15 protein-coding genes and 1 pseudogene are annotated in these 26,464 nt (G+C 63.1%); 9 read left to right on the forward strand and 7 right to left on the reverse strand.

Annotated features, from left to right (window positions below; all coding sequences use genetic code 11):
* Together AAFH49_RS12475 and AAFH49_RS12480 are read left to right on the forward strand one after the other, a co-directional pair.
* Positions 1-357, forward strand: a pseudogene (locus AAFH49_RS12475) (glutathione-dependent formaldehyde dehydrogenase); the annotation flags it as partial.
* 314 nt (positions 358-671) lie between these two features.
* On the forward strand, positions 672-3,158 hold the full coding sequence (locus AAFH49_RS12480) for a S8 family peptidase (RefSeq protein ID WP_342298531.1): 2,487 nt from the start codon (positions 672-674) through the stop codon (positions 3,156-3,158).
* Positions 3,159-3,243: 85 nt separating this feature from the next.
* Here the strand turns inward: AAFH49_RS12480 and AAFH49_RS12485 are convergent, their stop codons facing one another.
* Entirely contained in the window at positions 3,244-4,008 is a 765-nt protein-coding gene (locus AAFH49_RS12485) for a M57 family metalloprotease (protein ID WP_342298532.1), read from the reverse strand.
* A 202-nt stretch (positions 4,009-4,210) separates the two neighbouring features.
* The gene (locus AAFH49_RS12490; RefSeq protein ID WP_342298533.1) at positions 4,211-5,020 is read right to left on the reverse strand and encodes a M57 family metalloprotease; all 810 of its coding nucleotides are present in this window, start codon (positions 5,018-5,020) and stop codon (positions 4,211-4,213) included.
* A 479-nt stretch (positions 5,021-5,499) separates the two neighbouring features.
* Between AAFH49_RS12490 and AAFH49_RS12495 the strand changes: the two genes are divergently transcribed.
* Together AAFH49_RS12495 and AAFH49_RS12500 are read left to right on the forward strand one after the other, a co-directional pair.
* Positions 5,500-7,167, forward strand: a complete 1,668-nt coding sequence (locus AAFH49_RS12495) for a regulatory iron-sulfur-containing complex subunit RicT (RefSeq protein ID WP_342298535.1) — start codon at positions 5,500-5,502, stop codon at positions 7,165-7,167.
* A gap of 37 nt (positions 7,168-7,204) precedes the next feature.
* Positions 7,205-7,696, forward strand: a complete 492-nt coding sequence (locus AAFH49_RS12500; protein ID WP_342298537.1) for a gliding motility lipoprotein GldH — start codon at positions 7,205-7,207, stop codon at positions 7,694-7,696.
* 136 nt (positions 7,697-7,832) lie between these two features.
* Here AAFH49_RS12500 and AAFH49_RS12505 read toward each other — a convergent pair whose 3' ends face one another.
* Positions 7,833-8,027: a cold-shock protein gene (locus AAFH49_RS12505; protein WP_198069229.1), complete on the reverse strand. Its 195-nt coding sequence runs from the start codon at positions 8,025-8,027 to the stop codon at positions 7,833-7,835.
* A 197-nt stretch (positions 8,028-8,224) separates the two neighbouring features.
* On the opposite strand from AAFH49_RS12505, the gene AAFH49_RS12510 reads away from it, so the two are divergent.
* Positions 8,225-9,451, forward strand: a complete 1,227-nt coding sequence (locus AAFH49_RS12510; RefSeq protein ID WP_342298539.1) for a putative sodium/potassium/calcium exchanger — start codon at positions 8,225-8,227, stop codon at positions 9,449-9,451.
* Positions 9,452-9,602: 151 nt separating this feature from the next.
* Here the strand turns inward: AAFH49_RS12510 and AAFH49_RS12515 are convergent, their stop codons facing one another.
* Positions 9,603-10,526 (reverse strand): hypothetical protein, encoded by a 924-nt coding sequence (locus AAFH49_RS12515; protein ID WP_342298541.1) that lies wholly within the window; start codon positions 10,524-10,526, stop codon positions 9,603-9,605.
* A gap of 171 nt (positions 10,527-10,697) precedes the next feature.
* Between AAFH49_RS12515 and AAFH49_RS12520 the strand changes: the two genes are divergently transcribed.
* From AAFH49_RS12520 to AAFH49_RS12530, 3 genes are all read left to right on the forward strand, one after another.
* Positions 10,698-11,294, forward strand: a complete 597-nt coding sequence (locus AAFH49_RS12520) for a DinB family protein (protein ID WP_342298542.1) — start codon at positions 10,698-10,700, stop codon at positions 11,292-11,294.
* A gap of 242 nt (positions 11,295-11,536) precedes the next feature.
* Entirely contained in the window at positions 11,537-17,701 is a 6,165-nt protein-coding gene (locus AAFH49_RS12525) for an alpha-2-macroglobulin family protein (RefSeq protein WP_342298544.1), read from the forward strand.
* A gap of 129 nt (positions 17,702-17,830) precedes the next feature.
* Positions 17,831-18,517, forward strand: coding sequence for a hypothetical protein (locus AAFH49_RS12530; protein WP_342298545.1), 687 nt, complete (start codon positions 17,831-17,833; stop codon positions 18,515-18,517).
* A 213-nt stretch (positions 18,518-18,730) separates the two neighbouring features.
* On the opposite strand, the gene AAFH49_RS12535 is transcribed toward AAFH49_RS12530, so the two are convergent.
* Positions 18,731-20,269: a family 43 glycosylhydrolase gene (locus tag AAFH49_RS12535; protein ID WP_342298547.1), complete on the reverse strand. Its 1,539-nt coding sequence runs from the start codon at positions 20,267-20,269 to the stop codon at positions 18,731-18,733.
* A 291-nt stretch (positions 20,270-20,560) separates the two neighbouring features.
* Here AAFH49_RS12535 and AAFH49_RS12540 point away from each other — a divergent pair, with 291 nt between their 5' ends.
* The gene (locus tag AAFH49_RS12540; protein ID WP_342298549.1) at positions 20,561-20,830 is read left to right on the forward strand and encodes a hypothetical protein; all 270 of its coding nucleotides are present in this window, start codon (positions 20,561-20,563) and stop codon (positions 20,828-20,830) included.
* A 33-nt stretch (positions 20,831-20,863) separates the two neighbouring features.
* Here the strand turns inward: AAFH49_RS12540 and AAFH49_RS12545 are convergent, their stop codons facing one another.
* Entirely contained in the window at positions 20,864-22,018 is a 1,155-nt protein-coding gene (locus tag AAFH49_RS12545; protein ID WP_342298550.1) for a methionine aminotransferase, read from the reverse strand.
* A 193-nt stretch (positions 22,019-22,211) separates the two neighbouring features.
* Positions 22,212-26,444, reverse strand: a complete 4,233-nt coding sequence (locus tag AAFH49_RS12550; RefSeq protein WP_342298552.1) for a PAS domain-containing sensor histidine kinase — start codon at positions 26,442-26,444, stop codon at positions 22,212-22,214.
* Positions 26,445-26,464 lie beyond the last annotated feature (20 nt).

Raw genomic sequence — 26,464 nt, forward strand, 5'->3', positions numbered from 1 at the left:
CTGCTGGACCGTGCCAAAGCCGTGGCCAACCTAGAAAAAGGCTCCGACAAGGTGCTGCTGGCCTGCATGAGCGCCGTGCGCCGGGGCGGCTTCGTGTCGGTGCTGGGCGTGTACTCCTCGCCGTTCGACAACTTCCCCATCCACCAGTTCTTCGACAAGGGCATCACGCTGAAAGGCGGCCAGGCCCCCGCCCACAAGCACATCGACAAGCTGCTGGCCCACGTAGCCAACGGCGACGTGCGCCTCGACGATATCATTTCGCACCGCCTGCCGCTCTCGCAGGCCCCGCACGCCTACGACATCTTCCGCAACAAGAAGGACAACTGCACCAAAGTGGTGCTGAAGCCCGGCGAGTAGTTTGGCAAATGGCTGCCACCAAAAGAGAACGGAACCCACGTAAGCGGGTTCCGTTCTCTTTTGGTGGCAGGTGGGAATGTATGATTGTTTTACCTTTGGCAAAGGCCATTTGAGCCGCCAATTTCATCTGATAAGCTGATTACATGGGGAATTCTCGGCGTGAATTAATATCTGGTTCAAATTCTTCGCGCTATGGCCGATGGGCATTGCTGCTGATGCTATTGCTGCCGCAGTTGCTCAGTGCTCAGGTGCCTGCTGCCCGTTTGGCTTTGGCAAAGCTGGCTCCGGGCTTACAAGCCACCTCCACCGCCAATATGCCGTGCCCGCTCCGCATTCGCGTGGCCGACGGCCCCGCCTTCCGGCAGTGGGCGCGGCAGCACCAGCCCGTCGCGCAGGTAGCGCCAGCCGGAAATGATGCCCGTACGCTTTCCATCACCGGCCTCACGCCGGCTCAGCTGGCCGCCGCGCCGGGCGTGGAGTTTGTGGACGTGGCCGACCGCCGCGCCCACGAGGAGCGCCGCCTGGGCAATTCCGACTTATCGGTCAACGTCATCTCGGCGGTGCACGCCCGCTTCCCCGACCTCACCGGGCAGGGCCTCACCGCCTCCGTGAAAGAACTGCCCTTCGACCCTGACGACATTGACCTGAAAGGTCGCGTGGTGAACCCCAGCGCATTCGCCAAGCCGTATTCTGACCACGCCACGGCCATGGCCACGCTGCTGGGCGGGGCCGGCAACTCCGACCCGCTGGGCCGGGGCGCGGCCCGCGCCGTGCGGCTGGCCACCTCCGACTTCGCCCGCCTGCTGCCCGACGATGCCACCCAGCTCACCCAGGCCGGCGTGTCGGTGCAAAACCATTCCTACGGCGTGGGCATCGAAAACTACTACGGCCTCGAATCGCAGGCCTACGACCAGCAGACGCAACAGCTGCCGCAGCTACTGCACGTCTTTTCGTCGGGCAACGTGGGGGCATCGGCCAGTCCCAGCGGCGTTTATAAAGACATTGCCCGGTTCGCCAACGTCAGCGGGCAGTTCAAGATGTCGAAAAACACGCTGACCGTGGGTGCCACCGACCCCAGCGGGCAGGTGGCCGCCCTCAGCTCGCGCGGCCCGGCCTACGATGGCCGCATCAAGCCCGAGCTGGTGGCCTACGGCGAAGGCGGCTCATCCGAAGCGGCGGCGCTGGTGTCGGGCATCAGCATCCTGCTCCAGCAGCAGTACCGCGACCTGCACGCCGGTACCCTGCCAACCGCCGCCCTCGTCAAAGCCGTGCTCCTGAACAGCGCCGACGACCTCGGCACAGCCGAAATCGACTACCTCAGCGGCTTCGGGCAGGCCGATGCTCTGGGAGCCGTGAGCACCATGCGCGCCGGCCGCTTCTTCGGCGGTAGCGCCAGCCAGGGCACCGACCAGGTATTCCGCATCACCGTGCCCGCCAGCCAGCAGCAGCTGAAAGCCACGCTGGCCTGGAGCGACCCCGCCGCCACCGCCAACGCCGCCACGGCCCTCGTCAACGACCTCGACCTGGAGTTAGTAAACGTGAGCACCGGCCAGCGCTGGTTGCCCTGGGTACTGAGCGCCTACCCGAACGCCGACTCGCTGGCCCGCCCCGCCCGCCGCCGCCCCGACCATCTCAACAACGCCGAGCGAATCACCCTCACGCTGCCCGCCGCCGGCACCTACGAGCTGCACGTGCGCGGCTTTGCTGTGCCGCAAGGCCCCCAAGCCTTCAGCCTGGCCTACGAATTCAGCCCCCCCGGCCTCACCTGGACCTATCCCGTGCGCCCCGACAACCTACGCCCCACCACCACCGCCAATCTGCGCTGGCAGTGGAGCGGCCCGGCCACCGCCAGCGCCCGCCTCGACTACCGCCCCGTGGGCCGTCCCGGCTGGCGCGTGCTGAATGCGTCCGTGCCGCTGGCCGCCGGCCGCACCACCTGGGCCGTGCCCGATACCGCCACGCTGGCCCAGTTGCGGCTGGTAAGCGGCAGTAGTGAATTCATCTCCGACACATTCGCCATCGCGCGGGCTCCCGCGTTGCAGGTCGGCTACGCCTGCCCCGAAGAGGCCCTGCTGGAATGGGCGCGCATTCCGGGCGTGGCCCGCTATCAGGTGTACCAATTGGGCGCTACTTATTTGGAACCCCTGGCGCAAACGGCCGATACGGCGCTGGTGCTCGGCCGGGCCCAGGTGCCGGTGCTCTACTACGCCGTGGCCCCCGTGGTGGGCGGGCGCGTGGGCCAGCCGGGCACCACCATCAACTACACCACGCAAGGCACGGCGTGCTATTTCCGCTCCTTCCTGCCCAGGCAGCTGGTCGATGAAACCATCCGCCTCGACGTAATCCTCGGCACGATATACCACCTGAAATCGGCCACGCTGGAACGCCAGCGGCCCGATGGCAGCTTTGAGGCCGTGCAAACCATCAGCCCGCTCACCAGCACCACGTTCACCTTCACCAACCACCCCGCCGCTGGCCGCTACCTCTACCGCGTGCGCCTAGACAACGTGGCTGGCCAGCAGTTCTACAGCGACACCGAAGAGGCCTTCCTGCTGCAAGCCGGCCTGATTCAGGCCTATCCCAACCCCGTGCAGACCGGTGCCCTACTCACCGTGGTGGCCAACAGCGCGGACCCCGTGGCCATCCGCCTCTACGATATGCTGGGCCGGTACCAGCGCACCGCCACCGCCGAAGGGCTGATTAACCTGATAGAAACCACCGGGCTAAAGCCGGGGCTGTACCTGCTCCGGGTGCAGCAGGACAACCAGGCCGGGCAAGTCCTGAGAATTGTCATTCAATAAGCCCGCCGGATTGTGCTGCGGGGAAACAGCAAAAAGCCTCGACTTATGAAAGTCGAGGCTTTTTCTCTGAAAACACCAGCCGAGGCTAGTAGATGTAGTTCAGGGCCGTCAGGTCGTTGGCGGTGAAGGGACGGTTCACACCGTTGCCCACGCAGGCCAGCATCCACGAGTTCGGCTCGGCCGTCGAGGGCGTGCCGGGGATGAGGATGGCACCCACGGTGCTGGCCCCTTCGTTGGCCTTACGACCACCGCAGCTATACTGACGGTTGTAGTAGTCGGTGTGGCGCATGCCGATGCAGTGACCCATCTCGTGGGCCATGATGGTGGCGATGTAGTTGGTGTTCGTGCTGTTGATTACGCTGGGAACCAGCGTAAAGCCCGGCGCAGGATTGCCGCCGCTGGGGAAGCCGCCCGACTGGCCCAGTACGCCCGGGCCCAGGTCCGCCGAATACTTCACGGGCAGGTCCGCGGTGCCCGTGGTGACGCGGGTGAGGTGCAACTGCAGGTTGGCGTTATTGTAACGGGCAATGGCTTCGTCGATGGCCGGCCCGTAGGCGGCCGGAAACTGGCTCGACAGGCTCACGGTCAGCGTGCGCGGCAGGCCGGTAACCAAGTTGGTGGTGCGGTATTGCTCCTCGCCGCCCACGCGCAGCGTAGAATAGCCGGGGGCGCTGGCCAGCAGCTCCGGGGTCAGCAGCATGTCGCCTTCTACCACGTAGCCACCATCCACGGTACGCACGTCATCTGTGCTAAAGCCCAAGGCTTTGATTTGGCCCATTACCTCGGTGTTGATGCTTTCGGATTGGGGAGTCGACTCTTTTTCTTTCGAGCAGGACGAAAAAGCGAGCATTGAGGCAAGGCACAGGCCGGCTGCAAATAATTTGTTTGTCATCATAACAAATGGTGGGAAAGATGAAGTGATGGTGAGAATATGGGGGCAATAAGCAATAATTTATGCAATTGTGCTAATAATGCTCCAGTAAGATTATGGCAATTAAAAAAGCCTCGACTTATGAAAGTCGAGGCTTTTTCTCTGAAAACACCAGCCGAGGCTAGTAGATGTAGTTCAGGGCCGTCAGGTCGTTGGCGGTGAAGGGACGGTTCACACCGTTGCCCACGCAGGCCAGCATCCACGAGTTCGACTCAGCCGTCGAAGGCGTGCCGGGGATGAGGATAGCGCCCACGGTGCTGGCCCCTTCGTTGGAAGCGCTGCCGCCGCAGCTAATGGCGCGGTTGTAGTAATCGGTGTGGCGCATGCCGATGCAGTGACCCATCTCGTGGGCCATGATGGTGGCGATGTAGTTGGTGTTCGTGCTGTTGATTACGTTAGGAACCAGTGTGAAGCCCGGTGCGGGGTTGCCGCCGCTGGGGAAGCCGCCCGACTGGCCGAGTACGCCCGTGCCCAGGTTCGACGAATACTTCACGGGCAGGTCGGCCGTGCCCGAGGTGATGCGGCGGAACGTCACCCGCAGAGCGGCTGCGTTGTAGCGCCGGATGGCCTCATCAATGGCCGTTACATAATACGAGTTAAACGAGCTGCTGATGCTCACCGTGAGCACACGCGGCAGGCTGCCCACCAGGTTGGTGGTGCGGTACTGCTCCTGGTCGCCCACGCGCAGGGTGGAGTAGCCGGGGGCGCTGGCCAGCAGCTCCGGGGTCAGCAGGATGTCGCCTTCTACCACGTAGCCGGCATCAACGGTTTTAACATCCTGCGTGCTAAAGCCCAGGGCTTTGATTTGGGCCATGGCATCCGCCGAAGCAACTGTAGGAGCCGCAGTGGCTTCTTCCTTTTTGCTGCACGACGAGAGTGATAGAGTTGCGCCGGCCAGCGCAAGGAGAGTGAAAAGTTTGAAATTTTTCATAGAACTTTTTGGTGGTGAGGTTTTGGTGAAGAATGGGCGAATATATGTGGATGAAATTGCGAATCACATCATTCAAAAACCATTATGTTAAAAATAGTTTAATGAAAACCGTGTTTGAATGTAATGAGGGTATTATTTGGTGGTTTTAATTATGAAAAATGACAAAATTTTGTAAGTGCCAGTATAATAAACTATTGTAATAATTACACGACTGATTGGGAGCATTGCGGCCGGCATTGGGGCCGGCCAGGCTAGGGTAGAAGCGGTTCTAACCCTGTTCTTAGCCCATCGGAAGCGCCCTGTGCTATTTGTGTATCTTTGCTAGGAACCGAATTTTCGCGAAAACCAGCTTTTCGCCCAACTATATAATTGTCTGACTCGTGGCTTGTGCATCATGTTCAACCGGTGGGGGCTGCGGCACCACCAAAGTAGGGGGCTGCGGCTCGAAGGGGGGCTGTAGCTCCGGTGGCTGCACCCGCATGAATGTCTTCGACTGGCTCCAGGACGTGGAAATCCCCGACTCCTTTGCCGGGTTCGACCTTGTGGAGGTGCGCTTTAAAGGCGGCCGTAAGGAGTTTATGCGTAATGATTTGCGTCTGCCCCTCGTGACCGGCGATGCCGTGGTGGTGGATGCCGCCGGCTCCGGCTGGCACCTCGGCCACGTCTCGCTGAAAGGCGAGCTGGTGCGCCTGCAAATGCGCAAGAAGAAGGTGTCCACCGACTCGAAGGAAATCCGCAACATCCTGCGTATTGCCACGCCCGATGACGAGGAGCGGTGGCAGGCCGTGCGTGACCTCGAAACCGGCACCATGTTCCGGGCCCGCGCCATGGTGAGCGAACTGCGCCTGCGCATGAAGCTGAGCGACGTGGAATACCAGGCCGACCGTACCCGCGCCCTCTTTTATTATTCGGCCGAGGACCGGGTGGATTTCCGCGAGCTCATCCGCCGCCTGGCTGACGAGTTCCGGGTGCGCGTGGAGATGCGCCAGATTTCGCTGCGGCAGGAAGCCGGCCGCATCGGCGGCCTCGGCATCTGCGGGCGCGAGCTGTGCTGCTCGACCTGGCTCACCGACTTCAAAACCGTGAGCACCACCGCCGCCCGCTACCAGAACCTCAGCCTGAACCCGCAGAAGCTGGCCGGCCAGTGCGGCCGCCTCAAGTGCTGCCTCAACTATGAGCTGGATGCCTATCTGGATGCCCTCAAGGACATCCCGCAGGTGCAGCGCCCGCTGAAAACCAACAAGGGCGAAGCCTTCTTGCAGAAAACCGACATCTTCCGCCGCCGCATGTGGTTTGCCTTTAAGGGCGATAACAACTGGGTGATGCTTGACACGGCCCGTGTGCGCGAGTTGCTGGAAATGAATAAGCGCGGCGAGGTCATCGAAAGCCTGCTGCCCCCGCGTGAGGAAGCGCCCGAGCCTGAAGTTTCCGCCATCGTGGAAGGCTCACTCGACCGCCTCGACGATAAAATCAAATCGAGCGCCAAGCGCAGCAAGCGCAAAAAAGGCAAAGGCGAAAAAGAAGCCGAAACTGCCGAAGCCCGTGCTCCCCGCGAAGGCCGTGAGCCCCGGGCGCCCCGCGCCGAGCGGGAGCCCCGCGCCGCCCAGGAGCCCGGCACTGAGCCGCGTGAAGGCCGCGAAAGCCGCCCGCCGCGTGAGCCCCGCGAAGGCCGGCCCGCCCGCGATGGCCGCCGCCCCGCCGGTGCCGCGCCCGGTGGCCCCCGTCCGCCCGAGCAAATGACCAGCCCCGGTCCCGGTGATATCGACAACCCGGTACCTGCCTTGGGCGATACCGCCGAGCAGCGTGGCCGCCGTGGTGCCGCCGCCCGCCCCAGCAACCGCCGTGGCGGCCGCAACCGCAGCGACGCGCCCCGCCCCGAAGGCGAAGCCGGCGAACCACGCCCCGAAGGCGGCCGCAACCGCCGTCCCGACAGCCCCCGTCGTACTGATTCCACCGCTGGAGCTACGCCCCGCCCCGCCGCCGAAGGTGGAGGTGAGCCGCGCCCGCGCCGCGAGGGCGGTGAGCGCCGCGCCGACGGCGGCGAGCGCCGCGAAGGCCGGGGCGGCCGCAACCGCCGCGGTGGCCGTGGCCCGGCCAGCGAAGGCGGTGCCGCGCCCGGCTCAGCCCCGGCTCCGGCTGGTTCTTAGTTCAACGCTGTTTTGTTTTTGAATGCCAGTTATTGATATGAATCAGCGTTTTGCATGGAAATTGGCCGTAGTGGGCGGGCTCCTGAGCCTGCTCACGGCCTGCGACCCTAACCGGGTATTTGAGCAGAATACGGACTTCCCCAAGTACTCGTGGGACGTGCAGCAGAAGCCCGCTTTCACCTTCGCCATTGAGGATACCACGGCGCGCTACGACGTGTTTTTCAACGTTCGTTTCGCCTCGGCCTATGGTTTTTATAACCTGTATGTGAAGCACACGCTGACCGGCCCCGCTGGTCCGGCCGGCCCGCCGCTGCTACACCAAATCCTGCTGATGGACCCCAAAACCGGCGAGCCCAAAGGCAGCGGCACCGGCGACATCTACGACCTGCAAGCCCTGGCCCTGCCCAACCAGCACTTCGCCAAGCCCGGTAACTACACCCTGACCCTGGAGCAGTATATGCGCCAGGACCAGCTGCCCGGCCTTATGGCCGTGGGCGTGCGCGTGGCCAAGCATGTGGCGAAAAAGTAGTTAATGGTCAGGTCGTAATTGACTGACAAAGCAAAAGGCCGGCTCCGCATTGTGCGGAGCCGGCCTTTTGCTTTCTAAATAAATGCCGCGGCATCGGCCGTCTGATTTCCGACTGCCTGATACCAGCGTCTCTATTTTATTGCACGCGGGTTACGTCCACGGCGTTGGGGCCTTTTTTGCCGGCTTTGATGTTGAATTGTACCCGGTCGCCTTCCTGGATTTCGTGGATGAGGCCGGTTTGGTGCACGAAGATTTCTTCCTGATTGTCGTCGGCAATGATGAAGCCGAAGCCTTTGGTGTCGTTGTAAAACTTAACGGTGCCGGTAAGCATAAGCGTGGGGTAAGGGTAAAATGAATCGGATTTTGAAGCTCCGCATCCGGCCGGTGAAGGCCCGGGAATGGGAGCGCGGCGGGCCGCTGCCGGACAAAGGTAAAATGACACCGCCGAAAACCGTGCCCACCCCCGCGCCCGGCCGGCTTCGAAAACAACGGATTCGGCGGTGCGTATAGATGAGTAGCCTTTGGCTAATGCCCTCCCCACTTCCTAATAATCAGCCCACCGCCATGACCAACGCCGAAGAAAATCTGAATACCGAGCCCAACGACATTGCCGGCAACCGCATCGACGGGCCGGTGGGCAACACTGCTACCAAGCATACCCCGCCCGGCCAAGGTGTGGGCCAGCCCGGCGGCCCGCCCAAGCCGCCCACCAGCCACGCTACGCCTACTCCAATAACGAGCGAAACGCTGGCGGATGCCGAAACAAGCATAGCCCAGGGAGCCGTGGATGCTGACGGCCAGCCCCAGGAAAACAAAGCAGCCGACCCTGCTCACCTAGTGCCGGAAGGTGCATACGGCGGCAACTTCGGCAACAGCACCCAAGGCAGCTATAATGACCAGGACCGCCGCGAGAACCAGGACAGCGACCCCAACCGGGGCGAGTTTGGCGCGCAGGACTTGGGCGGCACCACCCACGGCGGCTTCGGCAACCAGAACCGCCTGGCCGACTACGAGCCCAACAACACCGCCGAAGACAAGTACTACGGCGGCCCTGGCCGCCCCGGCGAGCAGGACAACGCCTACCGCAGCTACGACGGCCGCGACGCCCGCCCCGACAGCCGCACCGAATACGGTTTCGAAGCCGGTGCCGCGACAGACTCGATGGGAAGTACTGGCAACCCTCGATTTAACGATAACGGCTCACCCAAAAGCGTCGACACTGGTTTTGCGGCTGACTACGGCCACACGTCGCTCCGCTCCGGCGATGCCTCTGGCCAGCGCACCGGAAATGTTGTCGAAGGCGAACACCGCAACGAGACAACGGATTATATGCCTGCCGAAGGCGGTGCCAACGAGAAAGAAGGCCGCCATGATTCCGGCACTTATTCCACCAATCAGCCCGAAATGGCCGACCAGCGCGGCCAAGGCTACGGCGACCGGGGCCGCGACCAGCCCAACAGCCTGCCCGATAACAACACCGGCAGCGAGCGCAACGGCTACACCCAGCCCGAGGCCAACAAGGGCGACGCCGCCCAGGGCATTGGCTCGCGCGGCGGTTCCTATAATGATGCCTACGACGACAGCAAAGCCGGCAGCACCGCCGGCTCGCCCGCCAAAGGCGAGCAGCGCGCCGAAGACACGGCTCAGAACTACGGCTCGGCAGCCCGTCAGGAAAACCGCACCGACGATGAGGACAATGCCGACCACGGTGCTCCGAAACGCAATGCCGGCCGCGACGGCGAGGCGGACGAATAAGCGCGAAAGGCCTTAAAGAAGAACGTCATGCTGAGCGCAGCCGAAGCATCTCTACCGCGAGAGTAATCCAATCGACAGGATTTACTACTGCGGTAGAGATGCTTCGGTTGCGCTCAGCATGACGTTCTGGTTTGGTGCTTATATCCGGCGCTTACCGGTGCACTTTCACGTTGATATCGTACTGGTAGCGCGGCGGGCCGCCCAGCGGAATGGCGAAAAACGGCATGGCCGTTTCGTACTGGTCAGTCACGTAGAACACCATGTCGTTGGGCGCGGGCTTGGTGGACGTGAGGCGGAAATCGAGGCTGAGGCCGTGCTCTTTGGGCGAAACCTGGAAGACGCTGCTACTCCAGACGCCGTCGCCGCTCATGGTGCCGGGCTGGCCGTTTTTGGCAATGCTGAACACGTTGAGCGTGGCTGCATTGTCGGCGTCGAAATTGCTTTGTTTGATGCTCACCACCTTGTCGTTCACGAAAGGGTAGAGGTGCACGGTGGTTTTGCTGGCCGTGGCCGGCAGGCGGAAGCAGTACTCGTAGGTGAAGGCATTGCCACCTTCTACCGACACGTTCTCGGTAGGGCTGGTGCTGAAGAAGTAGCGGTACAGGTTGCCGTCGTTGCCGGTGAGGCCGCGGGCCACCAGCTTGAAAACGTGGCCCTTGAACTCGTCCACCATCTCACCTTCCAGCGGGTTGAGCGGGCCGAAGGTGTACCACTTGCCATCATATTTCGGCTCGTTGCCGAAGGTCTGGCTCTTGAGCAGGCGGCCGGTGGGCACGGGGTTGGTGGGGCGCGGGTCGCGCGCCTGGGGGCCGCTGAAGGTGCCCGGACCTCCGTAGAGACTGAACGACGTGGTGGTGTTGGCGGAGCCTTTCAGGTCGTCGTTTTTGCCGCCGCAGTCGGGGTCGAATACGCGGATATAGACCGGGGTGCGCTGTTTTTCGGGGATGAGGAAGAAGAAGGTTTGGGTGAAATCATCGTCGCCCCACATCTTGTCCGACTGTGCGCCGAAGGTGACCAGACTTTCGACCCGCTCGCCGGCATTGGGCACGGCCTGTGCCCGAACTTCGCTGTGCAAAGCAGTTGCCAAGGCAATTAGTGCACTACAATACGAAAAACATTGTTTTACCATGCCGCCAAGATACCAGCCCGAACCGGATTGTTGAGCTTGGCGGGGCGGGAATCCACCGTAAATTATTCGGAATCCGCTGCTAAATTGTATGTTTACGACTCGTTAGCCTCTGCTTATATGCCCGTTGCCGCTCGTGCCACTTCTGATTTCTTTGACCAGCTAACCAATGACCTGCTGATGCTGCGGGTGAAGGCGCAGCAGCGTTTTCGTCCCCTGAGCGCCGAAGAACTGAACCGTCGCCCCGGCCCCAGCCGCTGGAGCGCGGGCCAGTGTCTGGAGCACCTCAACATCGTGGGTGGCTACTACTTACCCAGCATCGCGGCCCGCATCAAGCGGGCCCAGGAGCGGGGCTCGAAGCCGGCCGCCGTGGCCAAGCAGGGCTATCTGGGCAAGAAATTTATCGATGCCATGCGCACGCCGGCCAGCGAGAAAACCTACACTTCGCCCCAGCGATATGCGCCCACGGGCACCCGGCTGCCGCGTACGGTGGCGGAGGTTTTCAGTCGGCAGGTGGATGAATTGCTGCGCCTCACGCTGCTGGCCCGGCAGGTAAATGCCAATGCCATCCGGATTCCTAACGCCATATTTCCGTTGATTTTGCTGCGCCTGACTGACCAGCTCGAATTTCTGGTGGTGCACATGCAGCGCCACATTGCCCAGGCCGAGGCCGTGCTGGCCGGCAATGTCGTGGGGGCCAGCGCCTCGGCAGCCTGAAAAATGCACCGGCCATCGGTAAAATTTTGGCCTAGCAACGATGAAACTGTGAAAAGCGCCGGGCTGCCCGGCGCTTTTTTTGTAGCACGACTTTTTTAGTTCGCGTCTCCGCGCCGCAGGTTGGGGCTGTGGCGCAAACTAAAAGTTCGCGCTACGGCAGGCTAAAAAATGGCCCGCTCTGTGCAATAAAGCCGGGGCGGGCATCTTTATGGCTCCAACCTTTGCTTGTGCCCGCCCCGCCTATGCGTTTGTTCCTGTTTGCCTGCCTGCTCCTGACCATGATTTTCAGTGCCGACTCTGCTGCTCCCAGCCCGCCGCCCGGCCCCTACGCCGCCCGCTGGAAGAAGATTGACGCGCTGCTGAAAAAGGACCAGACCGCCACGGCTGCGCCGCTGGTAGAGGCCATTTATCAGCAGGCCAAAAAGGAAAACAACAGTGCCGCCTACGTGCGGGCGCTGCTCTATAAAATCCGTCTGCTGCAAGCCAAGCAGGAGGATGCTGATGAAAAAGCAATTGCCTTGCTGGAAGCTGATGTGAAAACGGCCGCCTTCCCGGCCCGGCCCATCCTGCACTCGCTACTGGCCGAGCAGTATACCAACTACCTCAACCAGAACCGCTACCGCCTCTACCAGAGCACGGCGGGGGCCACCCCCACCACCGACGACCAGCAAACCGCCGACGGCGGCACCGGCCTCGCCACCTGGGACATGGGCCGGCTGGGCGCGGCTATCGTGCGGCACTACTACCAATCGGTAGAAGATGAGCCGCAAAAACAACTGAAAACCACCCTGGCCGACCTCGGCGACCTGGCCACTGGCGGCGATGCCGAGGGCCGCGCTCTGCGTCCCACGCTGTACGACCTGCTGGCCCAGCGCGCCATCGAAGGCCTGAAAAATCAGGAGCTGTACGTGACCCGACCCGAGCAGCAATTCCAGCTCACGGACCCCAAACTGTTTGGAACTGCGGCCGAGTTTGCCGCGCTACGGCTGCTGGCCCCGGATGCCGACTCGCTGAACGGCCAGCTGCACGCGCTGCACCTGTTGCAGCGCCTCACGGCTTCGCGCCAGCAGCTGGTGCCGCAGAATGTGGCCGCGCTGGCCGATGTGGATTTGAACCGGATTGATTACCTGCATTCGCTCATTCAGAATACCGATTTGGCGGCGCAGTACGAGCCGGCTTTAGTGCGAATGGCCGAGACGTACAAGGCGCTGCCCATCAGCACAGAATTTATGGCCCGGCGGGCCGAGGCGGTGCGTGAGGCCGGCAACAACGTGGCCGCCGTGGGCCTGGCGCGGGAGGCCGAGGCGCGGTTTCCGAAATCGCGCGGCGCGGCGCGGGCGCGGCAGCTGCGGGCGCAGATTGAGCAGCCGGAGCTGACGTTTTCGGCGGTCGATATCGTGGTGCCCAACCAGCCCTGGCGACTGGACCTGACGGCCCGCAACGTGACTGAGCTGCACGCCTGGGCGTATCGGATTTCGCTGAGCGAATGGGAGAAGTCGGGGCAGTACGACGAGAAGAACCGCACCGTGGCCCAGCGCTACGCCCGTGCCTTGCGGGCCGCGCCGGCGGCGGCCTGGGCGGTGCCGGTACCCCCGCATCCGCAGGATTACAAGGAGCAGAAGTTTGGGGCGGCGGGGGCGGCGCTGCCCATCGGGTATTATCTGGTCATCATCAGCAACCAGGCGGCGAAACCGACGGAGCAGCGGCCGGGTGCGGTGACGAGCTACGGATTCTTAGGAGCTAGTGAGTTGAGTTTGGTAAGCAGGGGCGACCCGGCTGAGTCGGCCGCAAAGCTGCTGCTTTTGCACCGGCAGAGTGGAATGCCACTGGCCAATGTGCAGACCCGGGCGATTTATGACCGGTACGACCAGAAGACTAGAAAGCAGGTCTCCCGCCTGGGCGATGTGGTCGTCACTGCTGCATCGGGCGAAGCAGAGCTGCCCGCGCCCAACCCCGCTGAAACCCATGAGCGGCTGGTGGCCTTGCAGGTTTGGAAAGGGATTGATACGCTGAAGGTAGACTATCGGAATAGCTATTATCCAGACAGGCCCACCTTGGAGCAAGCCCAGCGCCGCACCTTCCTGTTCTCCGACCGCGCCATTTACCGGCCCGGCCAGATACTGTATTTCAAAGGCATTCTGACCGAAACCCTGCGCGCCAAAACCAGCCTCGTGACTGGCCAGGCGGTGAGCGTGCGGCTGGTAGACGTGAACGGCCAGACCGTGCAGACGCTGCCCTTCACGACTTCCGATTTCGGCTCGTTCAACGGCTCGGTGGTGCTGCCTACGGGCCTGCTCAATGGCGAAATGAGCCTGCAAACCGACCACGGCAGCCTCAGCTTCGCGGTGGAGGACTACAAGCGGCCCACCTTTTTGGTCAGCATCGACTCGGTGCCGGGCCGGCCGCAGCTGGGCCAGCCGCTCACCATCAATGGCCGCGCCCGGGCCTACGCCGGGCAGGCCACCGACGGCGCGGCGGTGCGCTACCGCGTGACGCGTCGTGAGCTGTTTCCGCTGTTTGATTATGGCTTTGGCGGGCGCGGCATCTACGCGCCGGGCCGGGGGCAGGGCAGCCAGGAAATTGCTCACGGCACCACTACCACCGATGCCGAGGGCCGGTTCAGCCTCACGTTCACGCCGCCGCTGGTGCCCAAGCCGGCGGGCCGCCGCTGGGAGCCGGGCTACCTGTTCGAGATAACCGCCGACGTGACCGATGCGGCCGGCGAAACCCGCACCGGCACCCGCAGCCTGCCCATCGGCCGCAACCCGCTCAGTTTGCAGCTCACCGGCCCCAATGAGCTGGATAAGCAACATCTGTCCGCCATCAAACTGCTTAGCACCAACGCTACCGGCGAGCCGCTGCCCGCCGCCGGCACGTTGCGCCTGCTGGCCCGCCGCTTCCGGCCGAACCCGCCCGGCGTGCCCGGCCCGGCTCCCGAAGCGGAGGAAAACGAAGCCCCCGCGGAGCTGGTAAAAACCCTGCCCTTCGACACCAAAGCCAGCCCCACGCTGGACCTGAAAGCTACCCTCGCCCAGCTGCCCACCGGCCGCTACCGCCTCGAAGCCCGCGCCGCCGGAACTGATTCGGCCAAAGCGAAGCTCGATTTCATGCTCTACGACTCGCAGGCCGCCACCGTGCCCTTTGCCACGCCCGATTGGTTTGTGGCCCTGGCCGATACCGTGGCCCCCGGCCAATCCACGGAAATTCTGCTGGGCAGCAGCGAATCCGGAGCGCGCATTCTGCTGGAGGTGGAGCGCGAAGGCAAGCTGTTGCGCCAGGAATGGCTCACGCTGAAAGCTGGGGAACAGCGCCGCCTAAGCATCGAAAGCGGCGCGGCCACGGCCGTCGGCCCGCTCTACATCCACACCACGCAGGTGCGCGACAACCGCCTCTACCGCCACGATGCCACCGTGCAAGTGGCCGAGAAGCCGCAGCCACTCCAGCTGTCCATCGCCACGTTCCGCGACCGGCTCCAGCCCGGCCAGAAGGAAACTTGGCGCGTCACCATCCATCAGGCCAACGGCAAAGCGGCTGATGCCGAATTGCTGGCTACGCTATACGACCAGAGCCTGGATATTTTCCGCCCGCATAGTTTTATGGGGCTGGAATTTGGCGCGGGGTATTACCCGGCGCGGTTTGGGTGGCAGGGAAATTTTGGGGAGGTGAATTCGACTTCCTACGCCGCGACTGATGCTGATATGGAGCCAACCGCATTAGCCTACCCGGAATTGAACACCTGGGATGTGCTTCACGGCTCAATTATCGTTGGTTATGGAAGGCCGGGAGGCAGGACCGTACTGCGGATGAGCAATCAAAAACAGGGCGCTCAACTTTCCGAAGTAGTGGTGGCAGACCGAACTATGGTCGCCCCGGCACCAATGGCTTCGGCAACAATGGCACCGCCCCCGCCAATGACTCGGGGAGATATTGATGTGCCAAGAGCCGCCCCCGACCTCTCCACAGTGCCCACCCGCACCGATTTCCGCGAAACGGCCTTCTGGCAGCCGGCCCTGCGCACCGACAAAAACGGCGACCTCGTGCTCGAATTCCAGATGCCCGAGGCCGTGACGCGCTGGCAGCTGCTGGCTCTGGCCCACGACAAAAGCCTGCACAGCGGCCAGCTCGCCCGCCAGCTCGTGACGCAAAAGGAAATCCAGATTACGCCCAACGCGCCGCGCTTCCTGCGGCAGGGCGACACTTTCACCTTTCCCGCCAAGTTCTCGAACCTGACCGACCACGCTACCAGCGGCACTGCGCAATTGTCCCTGCTCGATGCCGCGACGGGCCAGGATATTACCAGCAAGCTCTTGAAAGGCCCGGCGCAGCAAGCCGTGTCGGCCGCCGCGCACCAGAGCGTGGCGCTGGGCTGGGAGATTAGCCTACCTAATGATTTCGCGCCAGCCGCCGTGACGTATAAAGTAGTAGCAGAAGCTTATTCATCCGCTGGAAACGCGCCGGAAGAAAATAAGAAAGCTCGGAAGAAAACCAAAGCAGCTTCCGTGCTCCGCGTAGATGGCTCTGACTATTCCGATGGTGAGGAAAACACCCTCCCTGTCCTCCCCAACCGCATTCTCATTACCGAGAGCCTACCGCTGCCCATCGTCGGCCCCGGCACGCGGGAATTTGAGCTGAAGAAGCTCGCCAGCACCATCAGTCCCACGCGCCGCAACTACTCGCTCACGCTGGAAATGACAGCTAACCCCGCCTGGTACGCCGTGCAGAGCCTGCCCTACCTCATAGAGTACCCCTACGAGTGCTCGGAGCAGGTATTCAGCCGCCTCTACGCCAACCTCATCGCGGCCCAGATTCTCAAGTCGAACCCGCGCTTCAAAACCATCCTGACCGAGTGGACGCGGCAGGCGCAGAGCGGCACCGCTCCCCAGAAAAACGCCCTCGAAAGCAAGCTGGCCCAGAACCAGGAGCTAAAAAACCTGCTGCTCCAGGAAACGCCTTGGGTGCGCGACGCGCAGGGCGAAACCGCCCGCCTGGCCCGCCTCACGGAACTGTTCGACGAAACCCGCCTCAAGGGCGAAACCGCCCGCGCCCTGCTCAAGCTTCAGCGCATGCAGCTGCCCGGCGGGGCCTTCCCGTGGTTCGATAAAATGCCGGAGGACCGGTACATCACCCAGCTCATCGTGGCCGGCTTCGGCAAGCTGCACAAGCTGGGCGCGTTTGATGCCGGGAAAGATGCCGTGGGCCGCGACATCCTGCAAAATGCCCTGCGCTACCTCGATGCCAGCCTCGCCAAAGACTACGCCGACCTGCGCCGCCAGAAAAACGTGAAGCTGGCCGAAAACCACCTCGGTGACCAGCAAATCCAGGCCCTCTACGCCCGCAGCTTCTGGCCCCAGCCGGCCGAAACCACCGCTGCAAAAGCCACAACCTACTACCGCGAGCAGGCCGCTAAATTCTGGCCCGCGCAAACGCGCTACCTGCAAGCGCAACTGGCGCTGGCCCTGTTCCGCCAGGATGCCAAAGCCCCGGCCGCCGCTGAGATTCTGCGTGCCCTCGCCGAAAACGCCCTGCATTCGCCCGAACTGGGCATGTACTGGAAGGAAGTGCGCGGCGGCTACTACTGGCGCGAAGCCCCCACCGAAACACAGGCCACGCTCATCGAAGCCTTCGATGAAGTGAAAATCGACCAGAAATCCGTCGATGAAATGAAGCTTTGGCTGCTGAAGCAAAAGCAGACCCACAGCTGGGAAAGCACCCGCGCCACCGCCGATGCCTGCTACGCCCTGCTGCTGCGCGGCACCGACTGGCTCGCGCCCACCCAGCCCCTGCAAATCACGGTGGGCGGCCAGGCCATCAAACCCGAAGCCGCCCAGGCCGGCACCGGCTACTTCAAAACCAGCTGGCCCGCCGCCGAGGTGCAGCCCGCCCAGGGCAAAGTCACCATCACCAAGCCCGACGCGGGCGTGGCCTGGGGCGCACTCTACTGGCAGTATTTCGAGGATATCGACAAGGTGACACCCGCCGTCACGCCGCTCAGCCTGGAGCGCCAGCTCTACCGCGAAACCCGCACCGCCGGCGGCCCAGTGCTTGAAAAGCTCACGCCCACCTCGCCCCTCAAAATCGGCGATGCGTTGGTGGTGCGCCTCGTGCTCCGCACCGACCGCGCCCTCGAATACGTGCACCTCAAAGACCAGCGCGCCGCCGGCCTGGAGCCTATCGGCCAGACCAGCGGCTACCGCTACCAGAATGGCCTGGGCTACTATGAGTCGCCCCGCGACGCGGCCACCAACTTTTTCCTGAGCGAAGTGCCGCGTGGTACGCACGTGTTCGAGTACCGGCTGCGCGCCAGCCAGGCCGGCGATTTTTCGGGCGGGCTGAGCCAGGTACAGTGTTTGTATGCTCCCGAATTTGGAGCGCAGTCGGCCGGCGTGCGGCTGCGGGTGGCTCCGTAGCCGCCGAGCGGGCAAAATAGGCCCTTAGGCGGCTGAAATGGCTCCGACAGCGTTTAAAACCACTTTTGCCTTGCATTTAACCGGGGTGCTGTGTAGCTTTGTCTTCCGTTGTTATTTCTTTATTCGTCTATGAAGCACCTATTTGTCTTCCTTTTGCTGCTGCTCACCTGGGGCAGTGCTCAAGCCCAAAATGAGAAACAAACACCCGTAACGAAGCTGCCGGGCGAGGAAAACCTCAGCCTCCGCGAGCGCGCCGAGCGTGATTTTCTGATGCCGGTGCGTCGCAAGAAAATCGTAGCCGAAGCCCCCAAAGCCAGCACCGAAGACAACACCGCCGCCCCCGAAACCGACGCCACCGCCCACTACGCCGAGGCCACCGACGAAGCCGTTAACACCTCGGCCCGCACCGCCCGCAGCTACGAGGCCAGCCATGCCGAAGCCCGTGCCGCCCGTCGCGCCGCCGCCCGCCGCGAAGAAGCCCGCGCCGAGGCCAGAGCCGAAGCACGCGCCGAGGCCCGGGCCGAAGCCCGCCGCGCCGCCCGCCATAGCAGCCGCAACAGCAAATCGAAAGCTCACAAATTAACGTCGCACAGCAGCAGCAAAAGCAAGGCAAGCAAGTCGAAAAGCAAGAGCAAGTCGGCCGCGCACAGCAGCAAAAGCACTTCGAAGAGCAAGAGTAGCAAAGCCAAAAGCAAAAGCAGCCACAGCAGCTCCTCGAAAGCCAAGAAAAGCAGTGCCAAAAAGAGCACGGCTCACAAAACCACCAAGAAATCCACGCCCTCCAAAACGAAGAGCAAGACCAAGCACCGCCGCTAGAACACGGTAGTTTGAAACAGCAACGCCCGGCACAGTAGTGTCGGGCGTTGCTGTTTGGAGGCAGTTAGAATGGATTCAACCCGGAACGTCATGCTGAGCGCAGCCGAAGCATCTCTACCGCAATGGTAAATCCAAACGAGTGGGTTACTACTGCGGTAGAGATGCTTCGACTGCACTCAGCATGACGTTCTTCTTTATCCAACAGTTTCAGCCTTACCGCTGGTTGCGGATGATGAAATTGTTGAACGTGGCCGTGCTGCCGGCTGCGCCCTGAGCCACTAGGGCCACGCGCACGCCCCGGTCCCAAGGCGGGAGGTAGGTGCCGTTCAGAGTAAAATTTTCGGTTGGTAGGGGCTGCCAGGTGGCCCCGTCGGTGCTGTAGGCGAAGCGGTAGCGCTGGCCGCCCCACACTTCGAGGCGCAACGTGAGGGTGGGGCAGGCATCGATAAAAATAGTGACCAGGCATTGCTGCTTGCCGCTTTTCAGGTGCCAGATTTGGAGTTGGCCGTTGCCGGCCATCAGGGCCAGGGCGTTGTAGGGGTCGCCCACTGCCGCCAGGCCAGCGAAGGTGTCGATGGGCAGCTTAGCGAAATCAATGGTAGTGGCAGCCTTGTAGGTGGCGGCGTGGGTACGGCGCGCCAGCAGCGCCCCGAGGCGCGAGTCGTGCGCGGCGAGGTGCAACTGGCCGTGGCGCACGGCCGTGGCGGGTTGCTGGCCAATGGGCCACTGCCACTCCAAGCCCAGGCGGTCGCCCCCAAACTCATCGGCCACGTTGAAGCGGGCCATGTTAGCCAGGGCCGGGGCCTGGGGGCTGCGGTTCACAAACTCGGGCCATTCGTCAGCATTCCAGGTAAACTCGCTGAGGAGGCCCTGGCGGCCCACAAACTCGTGGCTTTCGGCCGCGTAGGCGTGGTGCAGCAGGAACCAGCGGCCGTCCAGCTCGGTCACGGTGCCGTGGCCGGGGCATTTCCAGGTGGTATTACGGTCGAGGATGGGGTTTTGCTCGTGCTTCTCCCAGGGGCCCAACAGGTTGCGCGAGCGCGCCACGCCGGTGGCGTAGTTGCAGCCCTTGCCGCAGCAGCTGTTGCCGGCATAAAACATGTAGAACCAGCCGTTGTGCCGCACCAGGGCCGAGCCTTCCACCAGCGGGCCTTCCCATTTCACGTCGTTGCCAAACAGCTCGGTGGCTTCGCCGATGAGGGCGGTGCGCTCATCGTTCAGGCGCTGGGCCCAAATGGGCGTGTCCTGGTGGCAGGAGTTGCCGTCTTCCTTCCAGATGAGGTAGAGGTCGCCGTGCTCATCGGGCATGGCGAAGCCGTCGATGGAGCCGGCTTCCTGGCCTACCAATATGCCGTGGTCGGTGTAGGGGCCGGCGGGGTGGTCGGCGCTGGCCACGGCCACGCACAGCATGCCGCCCTTTTTGCGGGCGGTGTAGTACATGTAGGTGCGGCCGTTCTCGTAGTAAAACTCGGGCGCCCAGAAATTGGAGCCAGCCCAATCGGGCAGCTTTTCGGGGAAAACGTGGCTCACCAGCTCCCAGTCCAGCAGGTTCTTAGAGGTGAAGATGGGGAACACCGCGCCCCACTCGGCCGAGGTGGCACTGGCCCAGTATGTATCGCCGATTTTGGTGACGGTGGGGTCGGGGAAGTCGCCGGGCAATACGACGTGGTCGTAGGAAACGCGGGATGGGGCGGGCGAAACGCCGGGGGCGCCAGCTGCGAGGCGGGCCGCCATTTCTAGTTCAAATGACACGGGTGGGATGTGTTAGGAGAATAGAAAAAAGCTGAAATATTTTATGGTTCAGCTTTCAAGATTTCGAAAGGTAATAATTTGTAATAAATAGTGAATGGCGAAAGAGTTTTAATGAGCCGAATGTCGGAAAATAATCGACGAATGGCAGGCAATATTGGATGAAGTAAACGGCTAAAAGATGATTTTTTGCGGCTTTGATAGGATGTGAAATACTAACTCCATACTTCGGGCCAATATTTCAATGGTATGAGCATAGATATATTATAAAATGATTTTTTCCAAGAATCGGGGATGTATGAAGATTTGCTGAAGTCCCTCCGTAGAAAAGGGGGTGCAAATGATATTGATGAGTTTATCTTCATTCGCCCACTGTTTTGGGAAGGGGGTGTAAACCAAAACAATGGTTTTTCATGTCGCAGGTATCAACTCGCAACAGAGCAGCTTGCGGATATCGCAATGACTTTACAAGGCCATATCCAGATGACTCGACAGGAATTGGCCGCAAGTTTTTGGAAGTCAAAAACAAAACTGCCCGCTTCTTCAAAAAAAGCGGGCAGTTGAAATTTATCGGCTTCAAAAAAAGTCCGGCGCGGGCTACGAGCGGAGCCGCGCCGCTGCCGCTTGCAGCGTGGCCGACTCTTTGGCGACGCAGAACCGGATGAGGCCATCATCGAACCCATCATGATAAAAAGCGGAGACGGGCACCACGGCCACGCCCTTGTCACGGGCCAGAAACTGAGCGAAGGCCAGGTCGCTGGCGGGCGACAAGGCATCGTAGCGGGCCAGCTGGAAGTAGCCGCCGGGCACGGGCAGCAGGTCCCAGCCCGCGCCGTCGAGCAGGGCGCGGAACTCGTCGCGCTTCTGTTGGTAGAAGCCGGCCAGGCGGCGGGCGTGGGCATCGGTGGCATCACCTTCAAGCGCGTCGGCGAGGGCGTGCTGGGTGGGCGTGCTCACGGCGAAGGTGAGGAACTGGTGCACGCGGCGCACTTCGGCCGTGAGGGTGGGCGGAGCGATGCAGTAGCCCACTTTCCAGCCGGTGGCGTGGTAGGTTTTGCCGAAGGACGAGAGCACGAAGCTGCGCTCACGCAGGGCCGGGTGCTGGCGGGCACTCATGCGCGGCGTGCCGTCGAATACGAGGTGCTCGTACACTTCGTCGCTGAGCACTAGCGCGTCGGTGCCATCCAGGAGGCGGGCCAGCTCGTGCCAGTCGTCGGCCGTGAATATGGCCCCGCTGGGGTTGTGGGGCGTGTTCACTATCACCAGACGGGTGCGGGCCGTGAGCACGCGGCGCACGGCGTCCCAGTCGGGCCGGAAGTGTGGGGCGGGCAGGCGCACGTAGCGCGGCACGCCGCCCTGTAGCCGGATGGCGGGGCCGTACAAATCGTAGGCCGGCTCAAATACCACCACTTCATCGCCGGGGCGCACCACGGCGGCCAGCACGGCATAGAGCGCCTCGGTGGCTCCGGCCGTGATGGTGATTTCGGTGGCCGGGTCGGGGGCGGGCGCGTCGGCGTGGAGGCGGGCTACCTGGGTGCCAATGGCCTCGCGCAGCCGGGGCAGGCCGGGCATGGGGGCGTACTGGTGGTGGCCGGGGGTGAGGGCGTGGCGGGCCAGTGCCTCCAGCAGCTCCTGCGGCGGGTCGTAGTCAGGGAAGCCCTGGGCGAGGTTGATGGCCCCGGTTTCCTGGGCCAGCAGGGTCATTTGGGTGAAAATGCTGACGCCAACGTCGGGGAGTTTGGACTGGAGCACGGGCGGGAGGGGAGAGAGTGGTGAGGAGAAGTTAGGATTTCAAAAGAACGTCATGCTGAGCGAAGTCGAAGCATCTCTACCGCGCAAGTAAATCCTATCGAAAGGGATTACTGCTGCGGTAGAGATGCTTCGACTTCGCTCAGCATGACGTTTTGGTTACTCCGCTATCCAAACACCGCAACTGTTCAGCGCCTCACAAATAAATCTGAAACGTAGTCCCCTTATCCACCACGCTGCTCACCTCAAGCCGGCCGCCGTGGTTTTGCACGATGCGGTTGACGAGGTAGAGGCCCATGCCGGTGCCGTCGACGTGGGCGTGGAAGCGGCGGAATAGCTGGAACAACTGCGGGCCGAAGCGTTCGAGGTCGATGCCCAGGCCGTTGTCCTGCACGGTGAGGGTGGGGCGGCCGGTGAGGGCATCGGGGGTGCTGCTGAGGCGGATGCGCGGCGGCCGGCCGGGGGCGGCGTACTTCAGCGAATTGCTGATGAGGTTGAACAGGACGCTTTGCAGGTTGGGACGCACGAAATCAATTGCCGGGAAAGTGGCAAAGTCCAGCTCAAAAGTTGCCTTTGTCTGCTCAATCTGGTCGTGCAGGCTGGCCATTATTTCTCCCGCCAGCTGGCTGAGGTCCACGGCTTCTGCGGGTAGCTCCTGCTGCTGGCGTTGCACCTGCACAATGGCGCTGAGGTCGTCGATGGTGGCATAAATCCGGGCCAGGGCGCGCTCAAAGTAGCTGATGAGCTTGATGGCGTCGGGGTCGCGGAAATAGGCCGTGCGGGTGAGCTCATCAAAGATGCCCGCCATGTTGTTGATGGGCTGCTTGAGGTCGTGCGAGGCGGTGTACACGAAGTTGTCGAGGTCCTCATTGGTGCGCGTGAGGCGGGCATTCTGGGCTTCGAGCTGCTCCTGCGCCTGCTTAAAGTCGTGCACGTCGGTGTTGGCCCCCACCCACAGGGCCACAGCCCCGTCTTTGTCGCGGATGGCTTCGGCGCGGGCCAGAAACCAGCGGTAGTGGCCCATCTGGTCGCGCCAGCGGTGCTCGGCCTCAAAATCGGTGCCGGTGGCCACGCTGTGCTTCCAGCGAACCATGGTGTTGGCCAGGTCATCGGGGTGGATGAACCGCTCCCAGCCCCAGTCGCGCATGGTTTCGAAGGTGCTGCCCGTGAAGTCGTACCAGCGCTGGTTGTAGTAGTTCACGCTGCCGTCGGGGCGCGAGGTCCAGGCCATCTGGGGCAGGGCTTCGAGCAGTTGCTTGAAGCGGGTCTGACTGGCCAGCACCTGCTCCTGGAGCAGGCGCTGCTGATGCACGTCGGTGTTGGTGCCGTACCATTTCTGAATCTGGCCGCCGGGTGCGCGGCGGGCCTGCGCCTGGCCCAGAAACCAGCGGTACTGCCCATCGTAGCGGCGCAGGCGGAACTCGGCCTCGTAGTAGCGCTGGCTGGCAATGGCGGCCTGCCACCGCTCCTGCATGTGGGCGCGGTCGTCGGGGTGCACGAAGCTGAGCCAGTGCGCCGCGCCGTTTTTCTCCATGGCTTCGCCCAGGTAGGCAGCCGTGCGGTGGTTGTAGAAATCCACGGTGCCATCGGGCCGGGCCGTCCACACCTGCTGCGGAATGCTCTCGGCCTGAATACGTTGCTCTTCCTCGCTCTCGGCCAGCTGGGTTTGCAGGCGGCGCAGCTCGGTCACATCAGTATTAGTGCCGAACCAGCGCACCACCTCACCGGTGGCCGCGTCGCGAATGGGCCGGGCGCGGCTCAGAAACCAGCGGAACTCGCCGTCGTGGCGGCGCAGCGGGAACGTGTCTTCCCAGGGCTGCCCGGCCCGGATGGCGGCCAGGTAGTGGGCGTTGATGCCCTCCATCAGGTTGGGGTCATACACGGCCTGCCAGCCCGTGCCCTGCATGGTTTCGAAGGTCGTGCCGGTGTAGTCGTACCAGCGCTGGTTATACCAGAAAATGCGGCCCGTGGCATCGGCCATCCAGGCCAGCTGGGAGATGTTGTCGGCCAGGGCGGCGAAGTCGGTGCGGCTGCGGGTCAGCTCCTCGGTGCGCTCGTGCAGGTCGTGGATTTCCACTGTGGCCGCGCTGAAGCCGGCCAGGTGCCCGGCGGCATCGGTGTAGGGCTGGGCTTTGGTCTGAAACCAGCGCAGCTCGCCATCGCGCCGGCGGCAGCGGAAGGTGGCCTCCCAAGCCTGGCCGGCGGCCATAGCAGCCTGGCCCACGGCACTCACGGCGGCGCGGTCGTCGGGCGGCAGGGATTCCCAAGCCGAATTGGCCGGGCCGGCCGGGTCTAGGCCGGTGTACTCGTAGAAATACGGGTTGGTGTAGGTGATGGAGCCGCTGGGGTCGAAGTTGAAAATGAACACCGGCACCGAAGTCGTGATAGTGCTCACCTGCTCGTTGCGGCGGTTCATTTCGGCCGCCAGGGTCTCGGCGCGCTGGCGGGCATGCACGCGCTCAGTTACTTCCAGCGCAAAATTCAGCACGCCGTACACCTGGTGCTGGTCATCGCGCAGGGGCACCAGGTTCAGGTCGAAGTAGTGCTCCGTATAAGGTTCGGCAGGGTGGTGGCCGGGCAACCGGATGAGCATTTCGTGGCCTCTGAACGGCTCACCGGTCTGATAAACGCGGTCAAGCAACGCCAGGAAGCCCTGCTTCGCTACTTCGGGCTGCACCTCGGCCACGGGCTGGCCCAGGCGGGGGCGCGGGCTCATCAGCTCGTGGTAGCCGACATTGAAAAACGAGTAGCGGTGGTCGGGCCCCTCAAACGTGGCAATGAACGCCGGAGCCTGGGCCAGAATCTGGCTCAGCTGCTGGTCCTTGATTTCGAGGCGCTGTCGGGCCTCGTGCAGCTCGTGAATGTCGAGGTCAGAGCCGAACCACTGTCGGGAGCGGCCCACGGCATCAGCCAGCGGCTCGGGCACGCCCTGGCTCACAAACCAGCGGAATTCGCCGTCGTGGCGGCGTAGGCGCAATTCGTAGCGCCACGGGGTGCCGGCCGCCAGCGCGGCGGCGTACTCGGTGGCCACGCGGGCGGTGTCGTCGGGGTGCAGGCAGGTCACCCAGGCCTCGGCCAGGTCATCCTCCGGCCGGGTGCCGGTGTAAGCGTACCACTGCGGGCTGAGGTAGAGCACCTCCCCGGCCTGGTCGCTGATGAAGGTGATGGACGGCAGGCTTTCCGTCACGAGGCGCAGGCGCTGGTCGGCGGTGTGAGCCTGGGCCAGCAGGGCTTCGTTGCGCTGGCGGGCCTGCACCTGCTCCGTCACGTCGAGGCTGTAGGCCAGCACGCCGGGGGCGGCTCCCGGCTCGCCGGCCAGCGGCAGGTAGCCGAAGTTGTTGTAGTGTTCCTGCGGCTCGCCGGTGGCGGGGTCGGTCAGGATTGACCGCTCCTCGTGGCCCAGCAGGGGCTGGCCGGTGGCCACCACTTGCTGCAACAGTTTCAGGTAGCCCTGCTCGGCAATTTCGGGCAGGCTCTCGGCCACGGTAGCGCCCACGCTGGCGCGCGGCCCCATCATCTGGCGGGCGCGGGCCGAGAGAAAGGTGAACCGGAAATCAGGCGCTTCCATCGTCGTGACGGTGAGCGGCAACTGGTCGAGGATGCGCTGCATGTGGCGCTGCTGAGTGCCCACCTGAAGCTGGGCGCGGTTGCGGGCATCCACGTCGGTGCACAGGCCAAACCAGCGCTGCACCTGCCCATCGGCCCCGCGCTGCGCCACCACCTGCGAGAGAAACCAGCGGTACTCCCCATCCACGCCACGCATCCGGAATTCCAGCTCGAAGGGCTGCGTGCTTTGCAGCGCCGCGCCCCACTGCGCATACATCCGGGCCAGGTCGTCGGGATGGATAATCTGTTGCCACAGAGTCGTTTTGTCGGCCGGAGCCATTTGCAGCACATCGTGGCCGGTGTAGGCGATGAAGCGCTGGTTAGTATAGTCGGCCTGGCCCTGCGCATTGGTGGCCCAGATTAGCTGTGGTAGGCTTTCGGCCAGAAACCGGAACCGTTCCTGCTCCTGCGCGGCCACCTGCTGGCTGTGCAGCTGCGGCGTCACATCCAGCAGGCGCAACAGCACATACTGCGCCCGCTCCGGCGGAATGGGCTGGAGCGTAGCCTGCCAATAGCCGTGCGCCGGGGCCGTGTTTGCCGGTTCGGGCATCAATACCTGCGTTACGCCTGCCAGTGCGGCGGCCAGCGCCGAAGCCCAGGCGGTGCTGGCCGCCAGCAGGCCACCGCCCGTTTCAATCGCGGCGCGCAGGGCCGCCAGCGGCTGCCCGATGAGGGCGCTTGGCGCGGTGCCCGCCGGCAGTAGAGCGGCCAGGGCCGCGTTCAGGTGCAGCACCGTGCCATCGGGAGCCAGCACGCCGTGGGGCGCAGGCAGCAGCGAAAACAGCAGCTCAAAATCCAGCGCGGGCGCGGTAGCAACAGACATAAACGGACGGGGCATTCAAC

It is taken from the genome of Hymenobacter segetis (assembly GCF_038448715.1).
GTDB lineage: Bacteria > Bacteroidota > Bacteroidia > Cytophagales > Hymenobacteraceae > Hymenobacter > Hymenobacter segetis.